The 19,396-nt window shown below is 38.4% G+C and carries 21 protein-coding genes; 2 read left to right on the plus strand and 19 right to left on the minus strand.

What is annotated here, in order from left to right; all coding sequences use genetic code 11:
* Positions 1-24: 24 nt before the first annotated feature.
* From yqeH to CRI88_RS06985, 3 genes are read right to left on the minus strand one after another with little or no spacing between them, the layout of a single operon-like run.
* Positions 25-1,128, minus strand: a complete 1,104-nt coding sequence (gene yqeH, locus CRI88_RS06975; RefSeq protein ID WP_036121905.1) for a ribosome biogenesis GTPase YqeH — start codon at positions 1,126-1,128, stop codon at positions 25-27.
* Complete coding sequence (locus CRI88_RS06980; RefSeq protein ID WP_058844216.1) at positions 1,125-1,646, minus strand: YqeG family HAD IIIA-type phosphatase; 522 nt, start codon at positions 1,644-1,646, stop codon at positions 1,125-1,127. Before CRI88_RS06980 ends, yqeH begins: the two co-directional genes overlap by 4 nt.
* A 36-nt stretch (positions 1,647-1,682) precedes the next feature.
* Positions 1,683-2,465, minus strand: a complete 783-nt coding sequence (locus CRI88_RS06985) for a phosphatidylserine decarboxylase (protein WP_058844215.1) — start codon at positions 2,463-2,465, stop codon at positions 1,683-1,685.
* Between the two features lie 136 nt (positions 2,466-2,601).
* Here CRI88_RS06985 and pssA point away from each other — a divergent pair, with 136 nt between their 5' ends.
* Complete coding sequence (gene pssA, locus CRI88_RS06990; protein ID WP_051891644.1) at positions 2,602-3,102, plus strand: CDP-diacylglycerol--serine O-phosphatidyltransferase; 501 nt, start codon at positions 2,602-2,604, stop codon at positions 3,100-3,102.
* 86 nt (positions 3,103-3,188) lie between these two features.
* Positions 3,189-3,896 (plus strand): RNA polymerase sporulation sigma factor SigK, encoded by a 708-nt coding sequence (sigK, locus tag CRI88_RS06995; protein WP_036121917.1) that lies wholly within the window; start codon positions 3,189-3,191, stop codon positions 3,894-3,896.
* 329 nt (positions 3,897-4,225) lie between these two features.
* Here sigK and mtnN read toward each other — a convergent pair whose 3' ends face one another.
* The 16 genes from mtnN to CRI88_RS07080 all read right to left on the minus strand — a co-directional run bounded on the left by mtnN (position 4,226) and on the right by CRI88_RS07080 (position 19,394).
* Positions 4,226-4,918: a 5'-methylthioadenosine/S-adenosylhomocysteine nucleosidase gene (mtnN, locus tag CRI88_RS07005; protein ID WP_036121923.1), complete on the minus strand. Its 693-nt coding sequence runs from the start codon at positions 4,916-4,918 to the stop codon at positions 4,226-4,228.
* A 59-nt stretch (positions 4,919-4,977) separates the two neighbouring features.
* A complete protein-coding gene (locus CRI88_RS07010) occupies positions 4,978-5,637 on the minus strand; it encodes a YrrS family protein (RefSeq protein WP_036121926.1) in 660 nt (219 codons plus the stop codon).
* 131 nt (positions 5,638-5,768) lie between these two features.
* A complete protein-coding gene (gene greA / locus CRI88_RS07015) occupies positions 5,769-6,257 on the minus strand; it encodes a transcription elongation factor GreA (RefSeq protein ID WP_036121930.1) in 489 nt (162 codons plus the stop codon).
* 175 nt (positions 6,258-6,432) lie between these two features.
* On the minus strand, positions 6,433-7,071 hold the full coding sequence (udk, locus tag CRI88_RS07020; RefSeq protein ID WP_036121933.1) for a uridine kinase: 639 nt from the start codon (positions 7,069-7,071) through the stop codon (positions 6,433-6,435).
* Positions 7,071-8,351 (minus strand): peptidase U32 family protein, encoded by a 1,281-nt coding sequence (locus CRI88_RS07025; RefSeq protein WP_058844213.1) that lies wholly within the window; start codon positions 8,349-8,351, stop codon positions 7,071-7,073. The genes udk and CRI88_RS07025 overlap by 1 nt, the downstream gene beginning before the upstream one ends.
* Before the next feature lie 13 nt (positions 8,352-8,364).
* Complete coding sequence (locus tag CRI88_RS07030; RefSeq protein ID WP_058844212.1) at positions 8,365-9,297, minus strand: peptidase U32 family protein; 933 nt, start codon at positions 9,295-9,297, stop codon at positions 8,365-8,367.
* Positions 9,298-9,302: 5 nt separating this feature from the next.
* Positions 9,303-9,935, minus strand: coding sequence for an O-methyltransferase (locus CRI88_RS07035; protein WP_089933455.1), 633 nt, complete (start codon positions 9,933-9,935; stop codon positions 9,303-9,305).
* A 285-nt stretch (positions 9,936-10,220) separates the two neighbouring features.
* Positions 10,221-11,348: an endolytic transglycosylase MltG gene (gene mltG / locus CRI88_RS07040; protein WP_101966495.1), complete on the minus strand. Its 1,128-nt coding sequence runs from the start codon at positions 11,346-11,348 to the stop codon at positions 10,221-10,223.
* A 171-nt stretch (positions 11,349-11,519) separates the two neighbouring features.
* Entirely contained in the window at positions 11,520-12,707 is a 1,188-nt protein-coding gene (locus CRI88_RS07045) for an acyl-CoA dehydrogenase family protein (RefSeq protein WP_036121950.1), read from the minus strand.
* A complete protein-coding gene (locus CRI88_RS07050; protein WP_101966496.1) occupies positions 12,704-14,050 on the minus strand; it encodes an LLM class flavin-dependent oxidoreductase in 1,347 nt (448 codons plus the stop codon). The genes CRI88_RS07045 and CRI88_RS07050 overlap by 4 nt, the downstream gene beginning before the upstream one ends.
* A gap of 14 nt (positions 14,051-14,064) precedes the next feature.
* Complete coding sequence (locus CRI88_RS07055; protein ID WP_058844209.1) at positions 14,065-14,901, minus strand: MetQ/NlpA family ABC transporter substrate-binding protein; 837 nt, start codon at positions 14,899-14,901, stop codon at positions 14,065-14,067.
* A gap of 13 nt (positions 14,902-14,914) precedes the next feature.
* Positions 14,915-15,517: a methionine ABC transporter permease gene (locus CRI88_RS07060; RefSeq protein ID WP_230593802.1), complete on the minus strand. Its 603-nt coding sequence runs from the start codon at positions 15,515-15,517 to the stop codon at positions 14,915-14,917.
* A complete protein-coding gene (locus CRI88_RS07065; RefSeq protein ID WP_101966497.1) occupies positions 15,510-16,589 on the minus strand; it encodes a methionine ABC transporter ATP-binding protein in 1,080 nt (359 codons plus the stop codon). The genes CRI88_RS07060 and CRI88_RS07065 overlap by 8 nt, the downstream gene beginning before the upstream one ends.
* Before the next feature lie 39 nt (positions 16,590-16,628).
* Positions 16,629-17,438: a MetQ/NlpA family ABC transporter substrate-binding protein gene (locus tag CRI88_RS07070; protein WP_036121966.1), complete on the minus strand. Its 810-nt coding sequence runs from the start codon at positions 17,436-17,438 to the stop codon at positions 16,629-16,631.
* An 833-nt stretch (positions 17,439-18,271) separates the two neighbouring features.
* Entirely contained in the window at positions 18,272-18,799 is a 528-nt protein-coding gene (locus CRI88_RS07075) for a DUF1292 domain-containing protein (protein ID WP_036124330.1), read from the minus strand.
* A 286-nt stretch (positions 18,800-19,085) separates the two neighbouring features.
* The gene (locus tag CRI88_RS07080; protein WP_036124332.1) at positions 19,086-19,394 is read right to left on the minus strand and encodes a DUF1292 domain-containing protein; all 309 of its coding nucleotides are present in this window, start codon (positions 19,392-19,394) and stop codon (positions 19,086-19,088) included.
* Positions 19,395-19,396: the final 2 nt, after the last annotated feature.

Genomic DNA, 19,396 nt, shown 5'->3' on the forward strand with positions numbered 1-19,396 from the left:
CCTCTCTCTACTACATCCTTCTGTTTAGATTAATGAAGGACGAATTGAAACTTGTACACCTTTTGGCGCGTAGGCTGCTACGACTACATTAGCATGCTGTACTGTAATCCAGCCCAGGCCAGAAAATACAACGTCTGTTTTCGCTTCTTTGATGGAAAACTCATGACGTACTAATGGTGGAAGTTGGTCGATAAAATCTGCAGTTGGAGGTGCCAGAAGCTCGCCTTTATGTTCTGCATATAATGTATCGGCCTTCTCAAGCTTTGTACGGTGAATCGGTAGATCGTTTGCCACATGGATTGTAAAGGCTGAACGCTCTCCCTGGATAAAGTCAAATCTCGCCAATGCCCCAATAAATAGGGACTGTCCAGGATTTTGCTGGTAGACTTTCGGTTTAATTTCCTTTTTCGGCATAATATATTTTAATTCACTTGAATCAATATGATGAGCCATTTGATGATGATTAATAATACCAGGCGTATCATATAATGCACTACCATCATCCAGTGGAATGTCAATCATGTCTAAAGTAGTACCAGGGAAGTGTGACGTTGTAATGACTTCCCCTTCTCCTGTAGCCTGTTTAATAATACGGTTAATGAATGTAGATTTCCCAACATTTGTACAACCTACAACATAGACATTTTGTCCGTTACGGTACTCGTCGATGGCCTCCATTGCTTCCGCCATTCCCTTGCCTTTATGGGCACTGACTAATAGAACATCGATAGGCTGAAGTCCTAGTGCCTTTGCCTCGCGTTTAAGCCAATTGATTACTTTTTTCGGTTTCACTGATTTTGGTAATAAATCTGCTTTGTTGGCAATCAAAAGAACAGGATTCTTCCCTACAAAACGGTGAAGCCCAGGTAGCCAGCTCCCATTGAAGTCAAATATATCAACAATTTTTACGATTAAGCCCTGCTGTGTTCCAAGGCCGTTTAAAATACGTAAAAAGTCGTCATCTGTTAATGACACGGGTTGAATTTCATTGTAATTTTTCAAACGGAAGCAGCGCTGGCAAATGACCACATCCTTTTCTAATGATGATGGGGGTGCATATCCAACTGCTGTTTTATCTTCTGTTTGAATTGTTGTACCACAGCCAATACAATTTGGCATTTCAATCATTCTTGTTCCTCCCAAGTTATTATTCCTTTACGTTTCAAATCATTAAATACTCGACGCTCAATGAAACGATTCAATTTTGTTACAAGCCCATCTGATTGTGCAACAGGCTTTACTAACACTGTATGCAAGCCTAAACGATTTGCGCCCATCACATCAGTCAGGAGTTGATCTCCAACCATGACTACTTCATTTGGGCGTAAACCTAGTTGAATCAGTGCATTATAAAAAGCATTACGAAGTGGTTTTTTTGCCTTGTGAATATACGGGATACCTAATGGCTCAGCAAAATGCTTCACACGCGCTTCATTGTTATTCGATGCAATAATAACTCGAATACCTGATTCTTTCATAATACGTAACCAAATAATTAGCTCTTCTGTTGCGTCTGGGCGATCCCATTCAACAAGCGTATTATCTAAATCCGTAATGATGCCTCTAATTCCTAATTCTTGTAACTTTTCCGGCGTAATTTCAAAAATATTCGTCACAAATTCGTTCGGTAATAAAAAATTATACAAAATAGCGACCCCTAATCTTAACGTATTATTCGACCATTATAGCATATTTGCAAAAGCTTCACCCATTCGAATTGGGCTTCCCTGTACAACATTATCCGTAAATTCAATCGCATCCTTTTCAAACAGCATAACCACTGTGGAACCAAATGAAAAATATCCAACTTCCTGACCTTTACGCCATTTCGTTGTTGTATTCGTAAGCACAATGGAATTAACAAAAGTCGCACCAACTTTAATAAAGGCTACATGCTGTTGATTGGCTGCTTTCAGCTCTGTCACTAAACGATAATTATGAGAAATTGGTTTTTTACCGTATGTAAGACCTAGCTGATTCACGGGATAAGATTTCTGACCAAGTGTATATTGTCGTACTACTTCCCCATCTATCGGACTATGGATACGATGATAATCAGCAGGACTTAAATAAAATACGATAAAATGACCATCTGCATATTGTGCGGCTCTCTCTGTATTACCTAGTAAATCTTGTAATGCATAGGGCTTACCCTTAACTAGAAATGTCATATCCCATTCAATGCGACCAAAAGATTCCACCTTGGCATCTACTGGGCTAACATAAATCATTGGATTTTTTTCAATAGGTCGAGCTTCTTCTAGAAGTTCTCTTGTGAAAAAATCATGTAAACTTGAAAATTGTTGTTGTTTTTTTGAAACTTCTTCAATGTTAATATCGTATAACTTCATGTAGCTTGGAATTATACGTTTACTCCACTTCGCTTTTGCAATTGCCTGCAAAAGATGGGAAGATTGCTTACCATTCGTTAGTTCTATCAAGCGTTGATATAGTTTTTCTTTCATACAGTAAAACCCCTATCCATTAATTTAGACTGTCAATTTTTTCGCATTCGAAGTATAATGGTACAATATCTTAAGTGCAAAGGAGTGATCCCCCTTGTTTTTTTATCACAAGTTGGTGGATACCACGGTTAAGAAAATGAAATCGCACGCAGCTAACTTCATCACAATTAGTAATATGTCCTTTGGAGGCGCGGCTATTATGGCCACTTTACATGAATATTATAGCTATAGTGTCTTGTTTATCTTTATTGCAGCCCTTCTTGATCGCTACGATGGTAAGGTAGCGAGAGCACTCGGACAAGTGTCTGAGTTAGGTAAACAATTAGATTCTATGAGTGATATTATATCATTTGGTGTGGCACCTGCATTATTAATGTATGAAGTTGTTCTAGTTGATTTTGGTTTTGCCGGCATGATGATGGCCGTATTATTTATCGTCTGTGGCGCGATGCGTTTAGCTCGCTTCAACATTAGTGAAGCGAATGGTTATTTCACAGGTTTACCAATTACAGCTGCAGGTACGTTCTTAACTTTAACGTATTTCGCAGCCAATGCGTTCCATCCGGCATTTTATCTTTTCCTTTTTCCCATCTTAGCTTTACTCATGATTAGTACATTTACGTTAAAAAAAGTGTAACAGCACATTTGCTGTTGCACTTTTTTCATTTCCCACAGCTTTTAAACATATACTGTCGAAAAATGGGGAAAGGATGAAATCATTCAATGAGCGGAATTTTTACATCAATGTTGCAGTTATGGCTTGAAATCCCTGCGTTGCTTGGCTACTTAAAGGGGCAAACATTCCATAAACCCTTTTCAAAAGAAGAGGAAGCTGCTTGTATTGAACGATTTTTAGGTGGCGATGAGCAAGCGCGTCTTGACTTAATTGAACGCAATATGAGGCTTGTCGCGCACGTCGTAAAAAAATTCCATCCAAAACATGAACAACTAGATGATTATATTTCCATCGGAACAATCGGTCTAATGAAAGCTGTCGAGAGCTATACCCCTGACAAAAAAACTAGACTTGCCACATATGCAGCCCGTTGTATTGAAAATGAAATTTTAATGCATCTGCGCACACAAAAAAAAGTACAGAAAGACGTATCACTATTTGAGCCTATTGGGACTGATAAAGATGGTAATGCACTGCAAATTCGTGATCTACTTCAGTGTGACGAAGAAAGTGCCACAGAAAAACTAGAGCATAAAGAACATGTGGCACAGTTATATCACTATTTGCATATGCTTGATGAACGTGAGCTCGAAATTGTGACACTACGCTATGGTTTAAATCAACAGGATGCCCTTACACAAAAGGAAATTGCTGCTCGTTTAAATATTTCACGCAGCTATGTATCTCGCATTGAAAAGCGAGCACTTATTAAACTCTATCAACTATACAAACGAGACCAAAAGTCTATTGAATAATATATTGTAAAATGGACAGTAGAAAAATTCAATGCATCATTGGCGGAAGTTGTGCCTATTTCATGGCATATAAAAAGCTCCCCTGCGATATGACTATGTCGCAAAGGAGCTTTCCCGTCTTACTAATGCGCTGACTCCGATAGTTCTGCTGAAATCAACGTGCCTATTAAAGTTGTAATAATGACTACACCCGCTGTTAAAAATAACATCATGAATGCCTCCCATTCTATTATGAAGAGATGTATTACTGTCAGTGTAGCATTTGTCCATTGCTTTAACTGTGATTTTTCTCACAGAATGACAGGCACATTTTGACCATTTTGTGTAGTTTATAGAGAGGCAATTGCTTTTAAAACGACTTGTGTCGAATGCTTTGCAGCAACTGGTAAAAACTCATCGAAGCTAATATTCGATTCTTTCCCAGCAATATCCGATAAAGCACGAATGACAACAAAAGGTGTAGCAAATTGATAACATACTTGAGCAACCGCAGCCGCTTCCATTTCTACTGCCTTCATTTGAGGGAAATGACGACGAACCGCTTCTACACGTTCAGGATCATTCATAAAAGCATCTCCAGAGCAAATTAAACCGATGCCATATTGATGCTCTCCAACCGCCTTGACGGCCTCCTCAGCGACTTTCATCAATTTCTCATCTGATTTATAAGCTGCTGGCATCCCAGCCATCTGTCCGATTTCATAGCCGAAAATTGTGACATCTACATCATGGTGGCGAACTTCATCAGAAATGACGATAGCGCCTACCTCAAGTGCCTCGTCATATCCACCTGCAGAGCCTGTATTCATAACAACATCTGGCTTAAACTCATGTAAAAGGATTGTCGTAGACATAGCAGCATTCACCTTACCAATACCACTTTTTAATAACACGACTTCCTTGCCTTCATAAGTCCCTGTTGTATACTCACTGCCTGCAATCATTGTACTTTGTGCATCGTTTAATGCTGCTCTTAGAAGCTCTACTTCCTCTTCCATTGCGCCAATTACTGCTATTTTCATGTATTGTTACTTCCCTTCTTTATCAACTCTATTAAAAATAATCAAAAGAGTGATTTTCGTCAATAGGCGCCTTCTAATGTGTTAAGTTGCTCTAACTTCACGGGCTTCCATCCTTCATTTTCAACCCATTCCATACTGACACGGTACATCTGAGATTTATCATTCGTTGAAACTGTCGCAACGGATGAATTAGGACCACCATTATTTTGCATACGCCAAATAATCATATTGCTTTGTTCGATGCCTGTCACAGTCGAAACAGTGGCTACCTTCTCAGCCCAGTCTACAGACTTGTCATCATATGAAGACACATGCTGACCTGTTTGAGTTGTAGGTGTTGGCTGCCAATTTTTATTCGTGATAACCTTGTCAACAATTGGATTATCCGAAGTCGACTCTTCTGGCGTACCTTGCTCTTCCTGAGATGTATCAGGCTCCGATTCTTCCTCGGAAGTTTTGTCTTCTTCAACAGCGAGATCTTTATCCTGTTCTTTCGCAGGTTCTTTATCTACTTCTTTTTCGTTATCACCGCTCTTTTCCTCTTGAGCTGGTTCATCTTTCACTGCTTGATCTGCATCATCTTGCCATTTAAACACATAGGTTGCTGTAATAATAATAAGTACAACCACAACACCTATTAAAACATTCAATAGTTTATCTAGCTTTTTATTACGAGATGGCTGCAAATGACGACTACTTCGAGTTTGTCGTTCACTCATAATGTCTCCCCCTCTCTAGCAAATATTCTATCAAGTTCGACAGCTCTTGCAAAATAATTATACTCACTATTTTATTGCCAAAGAATGTTAAAAGCAGTCAGCCTAAGGCTAACTGCTTGTACACTTACATATTATTTAATGGAAATAATTTTCACTTTCATTTCGCCGCCAGGTGTTTGTACGGCAACTTCTTCACCTTCAGCACGACCAAGTAAACCCTTTGCAATTGGCGATTCATTTGAAATGCGGAATTCCATTGGATCTGCCTCAGCAGAACCAACAATTGTATACGATTCTTCATCTGATGACGGTTTACCATTAATGATTTCTACAAATGTAACCGTTTTCCCAAGTGATACAACACTGTTATCTGTCTCATCCTCAGAAATAATCACTGCATTACGAATCATTGATTTTAATGTAGAAATACGACCTTCTAAGAAGGCTTGCTCTTCTTTTGCTGAATCATACTCAGCATTTTCAGATAGATCTCCAAAATCACGTGCTATTTTAATACGTTCAACGATTTCTTTACGTGTTTCTGTTTCTAATTTTACTAATTCTTCTTCTAATTTACGTTTTCCCTCAGCTGTCATAGGGTACTGTTTTTCATTTGCCAAAGTCCTTCACTCCTTGTTTCTTCAATATAAAAACATAAAACTCGACTAAATGCATGGAAGATGCATTTAATCGAATTTTATTATTTTTAAACTTTTTCAAATTACGCTTTGACCTAATAGTATGCATGCTTTTTTTAAATATGCATGAAAATATTGTCAATACCACTCTATCTTATTACAATACGTTGTCGGTTTCAAGAATAGTTTTAATTTTCGTTACCATTAAATCAATTGCCACCTCATTATCCCCACCTTCTGGAATAATGATATCAGCATAACGTTTCGTTGGTTCAATAAATAAATTATGCATAGGTCGAACCGCTGCTAAATACTGCTCAATAACCGAATCAGTTGTACGACCACGCTCTTTAATATCACGCATGATACGACGAATAATTCGTAAATCTGAGTCTGTGTCTACGAATAATTTAATATCCATTAAATCACGTAAATCAGCATCTTCTAGCACTAGAATACCTTCTAGGATAATAACATCTACTGGTTCAACATGGATCACTTCTTCTGCTCTCGTATGCTGCACATAGTCATAAACAGGTTTTTCAATTGGTTGACGCACTAACAATTTTTTTATGTGCTCAATTAATAAATCATTATCAAAAGCCAACGGATGATCGTAGTTTGTACCTAAGCGTTCTTCAAATGTTAAATGACTTTGATCTTTATAATAAAAATCTTGTTCAATCACCACAACGGAATGCTCACGGAAAACTTCATAAATGGCGCGCGTCACACTCGTTTTTCCAGAGCATGAGCCACCAGCGATTCCGATGACAACTGGTCGCTTTGCTGCCATTAGTTATTCTCCTTTCGCATCATATTATGCGGTTTTAATGGTGTGTCACATTTAAATTTCACAATTTGTAATGGATGACGAGCAGCATCTAGGCTATTGCCATCCTCGTCCCAAATTTCGCCCATTGTTAAACGGAAATTTTCAATTTCAGGACCAAAGAATTCTACTTCATCACCAGGTTTAAAATAATTTCGTTGTTGCATCGTCACTATTTTTGTTTCTGGATCATGATCTAAAATAAGACCCGCAAATTCATACGTTGTTTTACGACCATGCACTCCAAACATTTGCTCCTCGAAGCCAGGTGCATCATGGAAGAATGCTTCAGCCGTATCACGGTTGGCGCATTTATCCAATTCTTCGAGCCACTCGCGTTTAATTTTAAAGTTTTCCGGATCTGCACAGTAAGCATCAATCACTTTACGGTACACTGAAACAACTGTCGCAACATAATGAATGGATTTCATACGACCTTCAACTTTTAACGAATCAATCCCAAGCTCAATCATATGAGGGATTGCTTCGATTAATTTTAAATCTTTTGGACTCATCGCAAAAGATGCATGATTGTCATCGAACAGTGCTTTTTCTTCACCATCTTCTAATTCATATAAATCATAGTCCCAACGGCATGATTGACAGCAACCACCGCGGTTAGAGTCACGAGCAGTCATATGATTGGACAGAACACAACGACCAGAGTAGGCGATACACATTGCACCATGAACGAAAGCCTCGATTTCAATATCAACCTTTTCCTTCATCAGCTTCATTTCTTCTCCGCCTACTTCACGTGCTAAAACGACACGATGTAAGCCTTCTTCTTTCCAGTACTGAACAGCCTTCCAATTGGACAGTGATTGCTGTGTAGAAAGATGAATTTCAAGCTTAGGTGCTGCTGTACGACATGTTTCAATAATCAGTGGGTCTGCAACGATAATTCCTGTTACGCCTGCTGATTCAATATCCTTTAAGTAACGCTCTAAGCCATCCATATTTTCATTGTGAGCAAAAATATTTGTCGTGACATAAATTTTTGCCCCATATTGTTTGGCAAATTCGACACCTTCACGCATCTCTTCAATCGAGAAGTTGTCTGCATTGGAACGTAGTCCAAATTCTCGTCCACCAATAAATACCGCATCTGCTCCATAATGAACAGCTACTTTTAATTTCTCTAAGCTACCTGCTGGGGCAAGTAGCTCTGGTTTTTTAGTAATGACACGTTTACCGTCGACAATCTCACGGATTTTGTCATTTTGTTCTAACGCTAATGCCATGGTATTGCCCCTCCTAGTAAACTGTTTCCTTGAAGATAAAGCCTGTATCTAATGGTCTAATGGCTGGTTGAATATCTTCAATTCGTGCTAATAAATCATCTTTTATCTCTTCATACGCGTCTTCTGATTCATCAAAATACGTATCGATGGCTTTGCGATAGATTTCTGTAACCGTTACTACATAGTCTGGTGTTTGTAGAACACCCTCGATTTTCAGGGCATCAATGCCACCTTCGAATAATTCACCAAGCTCATCAATTATACACATATCATTTGGACTGAAAATATGTGTCCCATTGACATCTTCATAAATAGGATATTTATTATTTCGCTCATCGTCATGTAGGAACATATTACGATTTTCTTGACGGTTTTCAATGGCCATCACCTTATCTTGATATAAGAAATAATGACCAAGTAATGGGCGTTTCGATTGGAACATACATGTCATGCCATGTACTTGTACCTCAATCTCCACCTCAGTATTTTCTTTAATTTCTAATACTTCATCAAGAGAAAGTTCACGTGCTAATACGGCACGCTTTGCACCACGTTTCCCCCAGTAATTTGCTGTAAACCAGTTTGTAGCAGTCGTTTCTGGATTCCAATGTAATGGAATTGTCACGGCTTGCTCGCGGCGAATAATAAGTACCGCTGGATCACCATAAATTAAACGATCCACTCCGATACGTTGCATTTCTTTTAAATAGTCTGCCAGTGCCTCCAGTTTCTCATTATGAAAAAGTGCATTGACCGCAACATAAACCTTTTTACCTGCTGCGTGAATTAGCTTCGTCGCTTCTTCCACCTCTTCAACAGAGAACTCTCCAGCTAGACGTAGACCAAATTGTTGCTCACCAATAACAAAAGCATCTGCTCCAGCTTCTAAAAGTGCTTTTATATGTTCTACTGATTGTGGTGTCACAAGCAATTCTGGTTTTTTCATAGTAGTCACCTCTTCAAACATAGTAATAAACCGTCACCGACTGGCAAAAAAGCACTTGTATAATCTGGGTGCTGCATAATCCAATCTGTGAAGTTTTTTAAATTGCGAATCATTGTCCGCTTACGACGTGGCACATCCTTCAGCTCTAAATCAGACAGGCCATGCATGTACATATTATCGATATACAAAACCCCACCTGAATTCACTAAAGGGGCGTATTTTTCAAAAAAGCGTTGATACTGTCCCTTTGCGGCATCGATAAAGACCGCATCGAAAGTCGTATCAATAGCCTCGTCGTTCACCTCTAATGCGTCACCCTCAATGACCGTAATTCGATCTGATACAGTAGAACGTCGAATATAGGCTTTCGCCCTTGTTACACGCTCTTGATCACGTTCAATTGTAACAATTTGGGCATTGGGCAATGCCTCTGCCATTCGAATAGCAGAATAGCCAATTGCTGTGCCTATCTCTAAAATTTTTGACGGATTTTGAATACGTAACAGTTGATTTAATGCGTCAATACCTGCTAATTGCATAATCGGTACATGATTCTCCTCCGCGTATGCTTCCATCTCTAAAAGCAATTCATTACGTGGCTGTATAAATGATTGTATATATGCATCTGATAATTCCATTGTTTCACCCTCATTTAAAAGGCAACGAGCGTTTGCCGTTGTCTGTACTTCATCATTTATCAACAAAAAGAAAAAGACCAAACGTGATGTCTTGGTACTTTGCCATACAAAAATGAGCAATTGTTTAGATATGCTCCAACAATTGCTACCACGCATATTTGTCCCGCATAAATGAACGGATTGATCAAAAATCACACTTTATAATAGCATGAAAATAGAAGGAAAGCTATTTTTCTTTCCTTCTATCCATCTGTTTGCTATATACTTTTTGCTCTTCCTAAACGCTTATTCTTCTTTTTGTAAATATTTTGCTATTTTCTGTAAATGCTCATCATATGTTTTTGAGAAGTGATTAACACCCTCTTTATCTGCTAAGAAATAGAAATAGTCGGTTTGACTTGGATTTAATGTTGCCTCAATAGAAGTTTTACCAGCACCAGCGATTGGTCCAGGTGGTAAGCCTTTATTTTTATAAGTGTTATAAGCATTATCCACTTCTAAATCTTCAAAAAGCACACGATCTTTATGATCACCAAGTGCATATAACACGGTCGGGTCTGTCTGTAATGGCATGCCTTCATTTATTCTATTATAGAAGACACTTGCGATTGTCTCTCGATCTGTTTGAGCTGTCGCTTCTTCTTCTAATAATGAGGCAAATGTTAACAGCTGATGCACCGACATTTGTTTTTCTGCTAAAACATCACTATAGTTCTTCACCACATTATTCATCGCCGCTATCATCTCTTCTACAATTCCCTGTAATGATGGTTTTTCTTCATAGTAAGAGTAAGTGGCTGGGTAAAGATAGCCCTCTAAATCATAGCGAATATTATCCGCTAACACAGCCTCCGTGACAAGTTCAGGATAATTGGCCATCATTTGCTGAACAAATGTATCACTCGTCACAAGATCCATAAATTCCTGTTTTGTGTATGGTGTTTTCTTTTCAATCACATTCCCAATTTGTTCAAGTGTTAAGCCCTCCGGAACTGTCATTGTAAAGACAGGCTTACGGTAGACTTTCCCTGTTTTCAAGCTTTCGATCAGTTCATCGAATGTCATCGCCTGTGTTAGATCATAATTTCCTGCTTGGAATTGAGATTCATTTTTAAATTTTGCATAGTATTTAAAAACACGTGCATCTTTAATGACGTCTTTTTTCTCTAGCAGCGTGGAAATGGATGATAAACTAGAACCAATAGGTACTTCCACAGCAATGATCTTCGTCGCATTAGGATCGAGTGGCTTTAATGCACCCTTGACATAGTTGTACCCAAGGATACCAACAACACCGATTATAAGCACGAAAACAATCGCAATAATTGCAACGATTTTTCTCACGATTTTTACCTCAGATTTTCTTTCCTGCATTTTTGAAAACATTTCTTGTTTTTTAGAACCGTTATCCACGGGTTTCCCCCCTATCACTAATCAATATCATACTAGAAATCAACTTTCACGACAAACAGAAATCGACAATTCAGGAGAAATTGTATATGTAAAAAAAATCTGCCAGCTATTTTTACTGGCAGATCCTCTCTCTATAAAATCTTGCACGGTTCAAAATCTTCATTATATAAACTATAATTGAAAAGTTACTTGCTTCTTATCCGCAAGTAACTCCATAGCAAGTTGAGCTATCACCACATCATCTGCTGGTGGATTAAAGCGACTACATTGAACATCTCTAAATAGACGCTGGATTTTGTTTTCTTTAGATAAACTTCGTCCCCCTACAACTTGCATGGCTTTTGTTACTATATCGATGGCGTAATTACAAATTACATACTTTGCGATACTAACAGACTCTGATAGTTGCTCCTTAAGAGCTGGATTTTGTTCTACCTGTGTTGCAATACTATACAATGTTCTTCGTGCAGTTTGATAAAGTACTTCTATTTCACCAATCCTTTGTTGGACATGACTAGCATGAGCGATTGTATTTTCTAAGCTATGTGAATACGTATTTTTGGCAAAATCAATTGCATAATCTCTTGCTGCTCCTGCCACTCCTAAATAAACGGCTGGAATCTCTAACGAATAGACTCGACCATCAGCTAAAAAACGATTAACTCCATTTGGATGATGTCTGTAAAGCAACGCTGCCTCTGGTACAAACGTATCATGAAAAATAATATCATGACTACCTGTTGCCCTCATGCCCATTGCATCCCATGTTTCAACAATTTCCACCTGTTCGTTTTTCGTTATTAGAAATTCCGCTGTTAGGTTTTCTTCTTCCAGATAAGCAATAATAGTGAATTGTTTTAAAATCGGCGCTAATGAAGCAAATGCTTTTTCACCAGTAATGCAATATCCCCCTGGCACCTTTTTAGCAATTGTACCAGGTAAACTCCCCCGAGAAATATTCCCCTTTCCACGTTCACTGCTAATAATATTCAAAAGTGAGCCTTCCTCAACTGCTTTTCGGCATAATTCTGCAAAGATAGGTTCTGGCCATGTTTTTGCCTCACGAACATTCAAAAACGTCAATAAATGCCAGCCAACAGACAAGGCAGTGGAAGCATCGCCTCTAGCTAATTGTTCCTGCACTAATAACATCTCGTATAAAGAAATTTCTTCTCCTCCATATTTTTGAGGCACTGTTAGTCGAAAATAGCCTGCATCTTCTAAAATTTTAAAATGCTCAAACGGAAATTTTCCACTCTCATCATATTGGTTAGCTGTCTTCTCAATTTGTTGCGCTAAATTCTGAGCATATTGAACAAGCCTTTGCTCTCGTTCATTTCGAATAAAAATATCCATCATTCCTGATTCACCTTACTTTTAGCAAAACGATTCAGCGGCTTTTTCAGGCCTAAATGTTCTCTTAATGTTGTGCCCCTATAATCTTTACGATAAATACCTCGCTCCTGCAAAATCGGTACAACCTTGTCAACAAAATCTTCTAAATCACGTGGTAATAACGGAAACTGTAGCATAAAGCCATCTGCTGCTTGCTCTATTATCCAACGCTCCATCTCATCCGCTATTTGTGTTGGTGTTCCGACAAAAGCATCGCGCTTTGCAGGTCCAAAAAGGCGTGCATACAAATCACCAACTTTTAAATTTTCCTTCTTAATAATCTCTAAGTGTTCATAGAAGTGACTTTGAATACTATTAACTTCTGGGAATTCCACTTCAATAGCAGGTGTATCGAGGGAATACTTTGAAAAGTCAACATTCCCCATGTACCCCGAAACAAATTTTAAGCTTTCGTATGGATCAATCAATGACTGTAATTCATTAAATTTACGAATTGCCTCCTCCTCTGTATCACCTACTATTGGGGAAATTCCTTGTAAAACAAGGAGCTCCTCCTCCTTACGTCCAAAGGGAGGAAGCTGTGCCTTTAATTGCCGATAGTGTTCTTTCGATTTTTCAATATCATCCCAATGGACAAATACAACTTCCGCTGTACGTGCAGCTAATTGTTGGCCTGGTTTAGATGCACCAGCCTGCACAATAACAGGCTGCCCCTGTACAGAACGAGCAATATTTAATGGACCTTTGACAGATAAATAGTTGCCCTTAAATGATGTTTCATGCACTTTAAGACGATCATAAAATAGATTATTATCTCGATCATAGAGAAAAGCATCGTCTTCCCATGAATCCCATAGTGATTGAACAACATCGATAAATTCCTCTGCACGTTCATAGCGATGATCATGCTCCCAATGCTTATCACGGCTAAAATTTAATGCCGTTTCTCCTGTGGCATCTGCTGTGGTTACTAAGTTCCAAGCAACTCTCCCATTGCTTATATGATCGATGGACATTAACTGTCTTGCCAGCACATATGGCTCACTGTATGTGGTTGAAGCTGTTGCACCCAGTCCAATTTTAGTTGTTGCCGACGCTAAAGCCGTAATTTGAATTAATGGATCAAAGCGATTTAAAATATGTGGATGTGACTCATGATTAATGGCTAAACTGTCGGCAACAAAAGCTATATCAAACTTTCCTCTTTCCGCAATCTGAGCTACTTTTTGTAATGCTTGAATATCGATGCTTGCATTTGCTTGGGCAGATGGGTGCCTCCATGCAGCAACATGCATACCTGCTCCTATTAAATACAAGGCTAGCTTTATTTCTTTTTTACTAGTCATTGTTATCACCCTTCCTAATATGAATAGAAATCTTTCCATGTTGCTAATTCATCCAGTGGTAGCTCCACTGGAATATAGTTACCATTTGACACTTCTTTAATAAACTTCCCCGTTTCATCTCGCTGATAAATTTCCACGATTTTCTTCAATATGTCATTATTTTTGTCTTCTGCCTTTGCCACGATAACATTAATAAATGGCTTAGCTGTTTCACTTTCGTGAATGATGGCATCCTTCAATAAAAGACCAGCTTCTACAGCAACTCCATTATTAATAATGGCAAAATCAGCATCCTCCATCACACGTGGCGTTGTTGCACCATCAACAGGCAAAATGATTAAGTTTTTGGGATTATCCTTAATACGGTCTTCTCCACCGTTACCATCAAAATCATCCGTTACTGTTAGTAGTCCATGCTCCTGAAGCAGTAGCAAAGCTCTACCCCAGTTGGAAGGATCATTTGGTACAGCAATTTTTGCGCCTTCTTTTATATCATCTAGCGATTTATATTTGTTTGAATATAAGCCAATTGGTGCCATTATTGTTGTGCCAATTGCCTGTAAATCCGAGTTATTGTTCGTATTAAATAAATTTAAATATGCAACATGTTGAAAAGCATTAATATCTACTTCTCCCTCTGCCAATGCTTGATTTGGGTCATATTGAGCAGAGAATGTTACTAATTCCAAGTTAATACCTTCCTCACTAGCCTGTTCTTTTATATACGCCCATGTTTTCAATTCCGAGCTACGGATACCCACTTTCACACTATCTTTTTCATCCGCTTCTGCACATGCCATTAGTAACAATAGTAATGTAAAAAATCCTATTAAATATTTCAGTTTTTTCATGCTCACATTCTCCCTAAGACACCCTACGTATTTTTCGTTCAAGACTGTTGCCAATGCTTTGAATAATTTGCACAAGTACAACTAAAATGACCACTGTAACCAAAATCGTTGTATTATCAAAGCGTTGATATCCGTAAGTAATGGCAACATCACCTAAACCACCACCTCCAACAGCTCCAGCCATGGCCGTCGCACCAACAAGCCCAATCGTTGCAGTTGTGACACTTAAGATTAACGATGGGAAGGCTTCAGGTAACAAAAACTTTCGAATAATCTGAAATGGAGAGGCTCCCATTGCTTTAGCTGCTTCAATGATGCCTTCATCCACCTCTAATAATGAATTTTCTATTAATCTTGAAATATATGGTCCAATATGCAAGATTAGCGGCACAATGGCAGCAGTCGTACCAATGGCAGTGCCAACGAGTAATCTTGTGAATGGAATAATTGCAACAAGTAAAATAATGAATGGAATGGAGCGCAATGTATTGACGATCGGATTGACAACCGAGAAGATTAATTTATTTTCAAGAATATGTCCTTTTCTCGTCACAACTAAGATTACCCCTAAAATAAAGCCTAAAATAGCGCCAAAAAATAAGGAAATGCTAACCATGTACAACGTATCTAGAACCGCGTCGATAATGATTTGTGTACTTACTTTCACGTGCAACAACCTCCTCTATTTGAATATTTTTAGCCTGAATAAAAAGAAATGCTTTTTGTATATCTTTTTCAGAACCAACGAGCTCCACGATTAAATGGCCGAATGGAATTCCTTGTAATTCTGTGATATTGCCGAATAAAACATTGACATCTACAGCAAACTTTTTCGCCACCTGTGAGACAATCGGCTGCCCAACGTCTACTCCTATGAATTTTAAATTGTAAATTTTTTTAGAAGCATCTATACTTTTTAGCTGCTCATAAACAGAAGGTGGAACTTCATCACGAACAACCGATTGGACAAAATTTTTAGTTGTCTCTTCTCTTGGTGAGGAGAAAATTTCAAGTACATTGCCTGTTTCAATAATTCTTCCATTTTCCATGACAGCGACACGATTACAAATATCCCGAATAACCTCCATTTCATGAGTAATCATTAAAATTGTAATACCGTACTCGATATTGACCTTCTTCAGTAAGGCTAAAATCGATTTGGTCGTTTGTGGGTCGAGAGCCGAAGTTGCTTCATCGCATAAAAGGATAGTTGGTTTTGTCACTAATGCTCTTGCAATGCCGACTCTTTGTTTTTGCCCGCCTGATAGCTCATCAATATAGCGATCCGTTTTGTCTGCTAAACCAACAAATGCTAAAACCTCTTTTACTTGACCTTCCAAATTTGATTTTTTTACTCCACTTATGATTAAAGGCATTGCTACATTTTCAAATACTGTTTTAGAATGCAGGAGATTAAAGTGTTGAAAAATCATGCCGATATTTTTCTTCTCCTCTCGAAGCTGCCTTTTAGTGAGCGTGGTTAATTCTTTGCCATTCACAAGTACTTGCCCAGATGTTGGCTCCTCCAGTAAATTTACTGTCCGAATCAGTGTGCTCTTACCAGCACCACTAAAACCGATAACACCAAAAATATCCCCCCTCTGAATTGTTAAATTGATTTTATTTAGAGCCGTTACAGTCGAAGTACCGACCTGGAATTCTTTTGTTGTCTCAATAAACTCAATCATGCACGTCTACCTCCTTAGCATTTATGTGATTGCACAGCTTTAAAATGCTGGGACAACAGCACCTTTATATTGATCTTCAAAGAACGAACGTGCCTTTTCACTTGTTAACCACTTAACAATTGTTTGTATAGCTGGATCATCCTTTTTTTCATTTGTCGAGGCTATTATATTGACATAAGGTGATTCTGAATCTTCTATAATCAGTGCATCCTTCACAGGATTATAGCCCCCTTCTAATGCGTAATTTGTATTGATAGCAGCTGCTTCTACATCATCTAATGAACGAACAAGTAGTGGAGAATCAACACCTATAAATTGAATACTCTTCTCATTTTTCGCAATATCTTCGACTGTATAATCACCTTTCTTCGTTTTATCTAATTCAATCAAACCATTATTTTGAAACAGTAATAATGCTCTTGAGAAATTGACAACATCATTAGGTACAGCAACCTTTGCATTTTGTGGCAAATCACTAATTTTTTTTATTTTTTTTGAGTACACACCAAATGGCTCAATATGAATTCCTTTTACACTGACTAAATCTAAATGACTTTCTTTATTCGACTGTTCTAAAAAAGGGACATGTTGAAAATAGTTAAAATCCAACTCACCATCTGCCGTTTGTTGGTTCGCTTGCACAGCATCTTTTATAATGGTAATGTCTAGTTTCACTCCATCTTTTTCAATATCTTTTGCTAAATACTCCAATACTTCCGCATGAGGAACATTGGCTGCCCCTACTTTTAATGTTACAATCTCCTCTTTAGTAGCCTCTTCTTTGTTTGTGCAACCAGCCAACAAGCCTATTACCAATGCACCGATAAGCCATTTCCAACCTAGTCTCATCACATTACCTCCTTAATTAATAAATTTACTTGGTTTAATTTAAAACAAATCTTATCTATTTACTAAGAATTGGTCAATGCTCCTTTTGTTTCATTTATTAAAAAATTCAGAAAACTAAAAGTTGAAATGCATATTTTTTCTCGAAAATCCATTAAATTTAATCGAAAATGCAAAAATCCCATTTACAGATAGAATATTTTTAGACCCTTGATAGAAAATTTCTATTAATAAAACAAAAACCTCTGAGTGGCTAACAACCACTCAGAGGTTTCATAGTATTGAAAAACAAAACAATTCACAGCATTTTTGCGAAAGGTAAAAAAGGATTTCCGTTGCAGGCTACTTGCTTTCCTGTGGGCGAGCGCCGAGCCGCTTCCTCTGCTACCGCTCCGTTTAGAGGCTCGCCTGTCTCGCTATCCCACGGGACTCAAGTAGCCTTCCACTCCAACCCACAAAAATATTGCCTTTTTTAGCAAAGGTCTTCACTACTCTTTATGGAGGGGTGTTGTCACACATCACTTCTCCACATTGAAAGTAAGAGGCTATCCTCTCTTATAATATAAATAATGGGCTATTTTGTTCAGGAAAAGACACTTTTGCAGAATGGCTGATTGGAGTGGAGCCAGCGTCACTCCTAGGGGATTTAGCGTCACAGAGGAGACCCTGGAGCGAACGCAGTAAGTGAAGTGGCTCATCGGACACCCCCTGGAAAGGACGCTGGTGGAACGGAAATCAACCCCTCGCCTTGCTAAAGGTTCTTTTTCTGCTATTGACATCACCTTTTTTCAACAACATAAAAAAAACTGTGAGTGGCTAACAACCACTCACAGTTTTTACAATTCGTTTAATACATCCTCAACAAAGGCCCATTCTTCATCCGTTTCAATTGGTAATAATTCTTCTATAGAACCGTCATTTCCAGACAAATATTGAGCTGCAAAAATATCACGTTCTTCCATAGGTTCATCCGTCGCTGGAACATATAAAACATACGATTTACCAAATTGCTCAGATGAAAAAGTATGAATAACCTCACAAATTTGATCTGTTCCATCTTCATTGGTCACAGTAATAAGCTGGGGCTCTGCATCGAATTCATCAAGAAGTGTCAACACTACCTCATTAATCATTTCCCATTCGGCATCCGTTTCAACTGGCTGTAAATTGGCCATTTCACCCGTATTGTCATCATAATCAAAGGTCATCGCTGAAATATCCCCCGGGATTTCTTGCCCCTTGTCATCTACAAGTGAAAATAGCACATAAGACTTGTCCTCTGCATCAAATGTAAAGACCACACGGCATTTTTGCTCTTTGCCACCTTCGACTATTATCGTAAATTCTTGTGTTTCTTCATTCATTTGGGTTCCTCCTTTATACCTTTGCTGTCATTTATTAAGTGGATTTTATTTACCCCCACGCTATTATTGTTGAGTATTTTATTAGCGGGCTCTTGAGTAGTTCCAGTCATTTGATGAGTGCTGTCACCCTACTTTTGAGCGGTTTCTCTCACTTTACGAACGATTTACAACACTCTTGAGCGAAACCCACATGTATCTCCACAATTCAACTACTAGACAGAGGCTCAATAAAAAAGGAACAAGGAATGCAAGCTGCGATCCTTGTTCCAAGCTTTGAGTTAGAAGATTATTCTTCGTTTTCATCCTCTAAAGCATTTAAAACGTCCTCTACCATATCCCACTCTGCTTCAGTTTCGATTGGCGTTAATTCACCATCTTCACCATTTTCAGATGGTACAAATGAAGATACGAAGATTTCAACTGAGCCATCTTCATCTTCTTCTGCGCCTACCATTGAGTAAAACACATATGATTTGCCAAACTCTGGAGATTCATGAACGTGAATCACTTCACAAAGCTGTTCGTTTCCGTTTTCGTCAATCACTGTAATGTGTTGAACATGTAGTTCTTCTTCATGGTTATGCTCGTGTGTCATGC

The sequence above is a fragment of the Lysinibacillus fusiformis genome, from assembly GCF_002845985.1.
Lineage (GTDB): Bacteria > Bacillota > Bacilli > Bacillales_A > Planococcaceae > Lysinibacillus > Lysinibacillus fusiformis_D.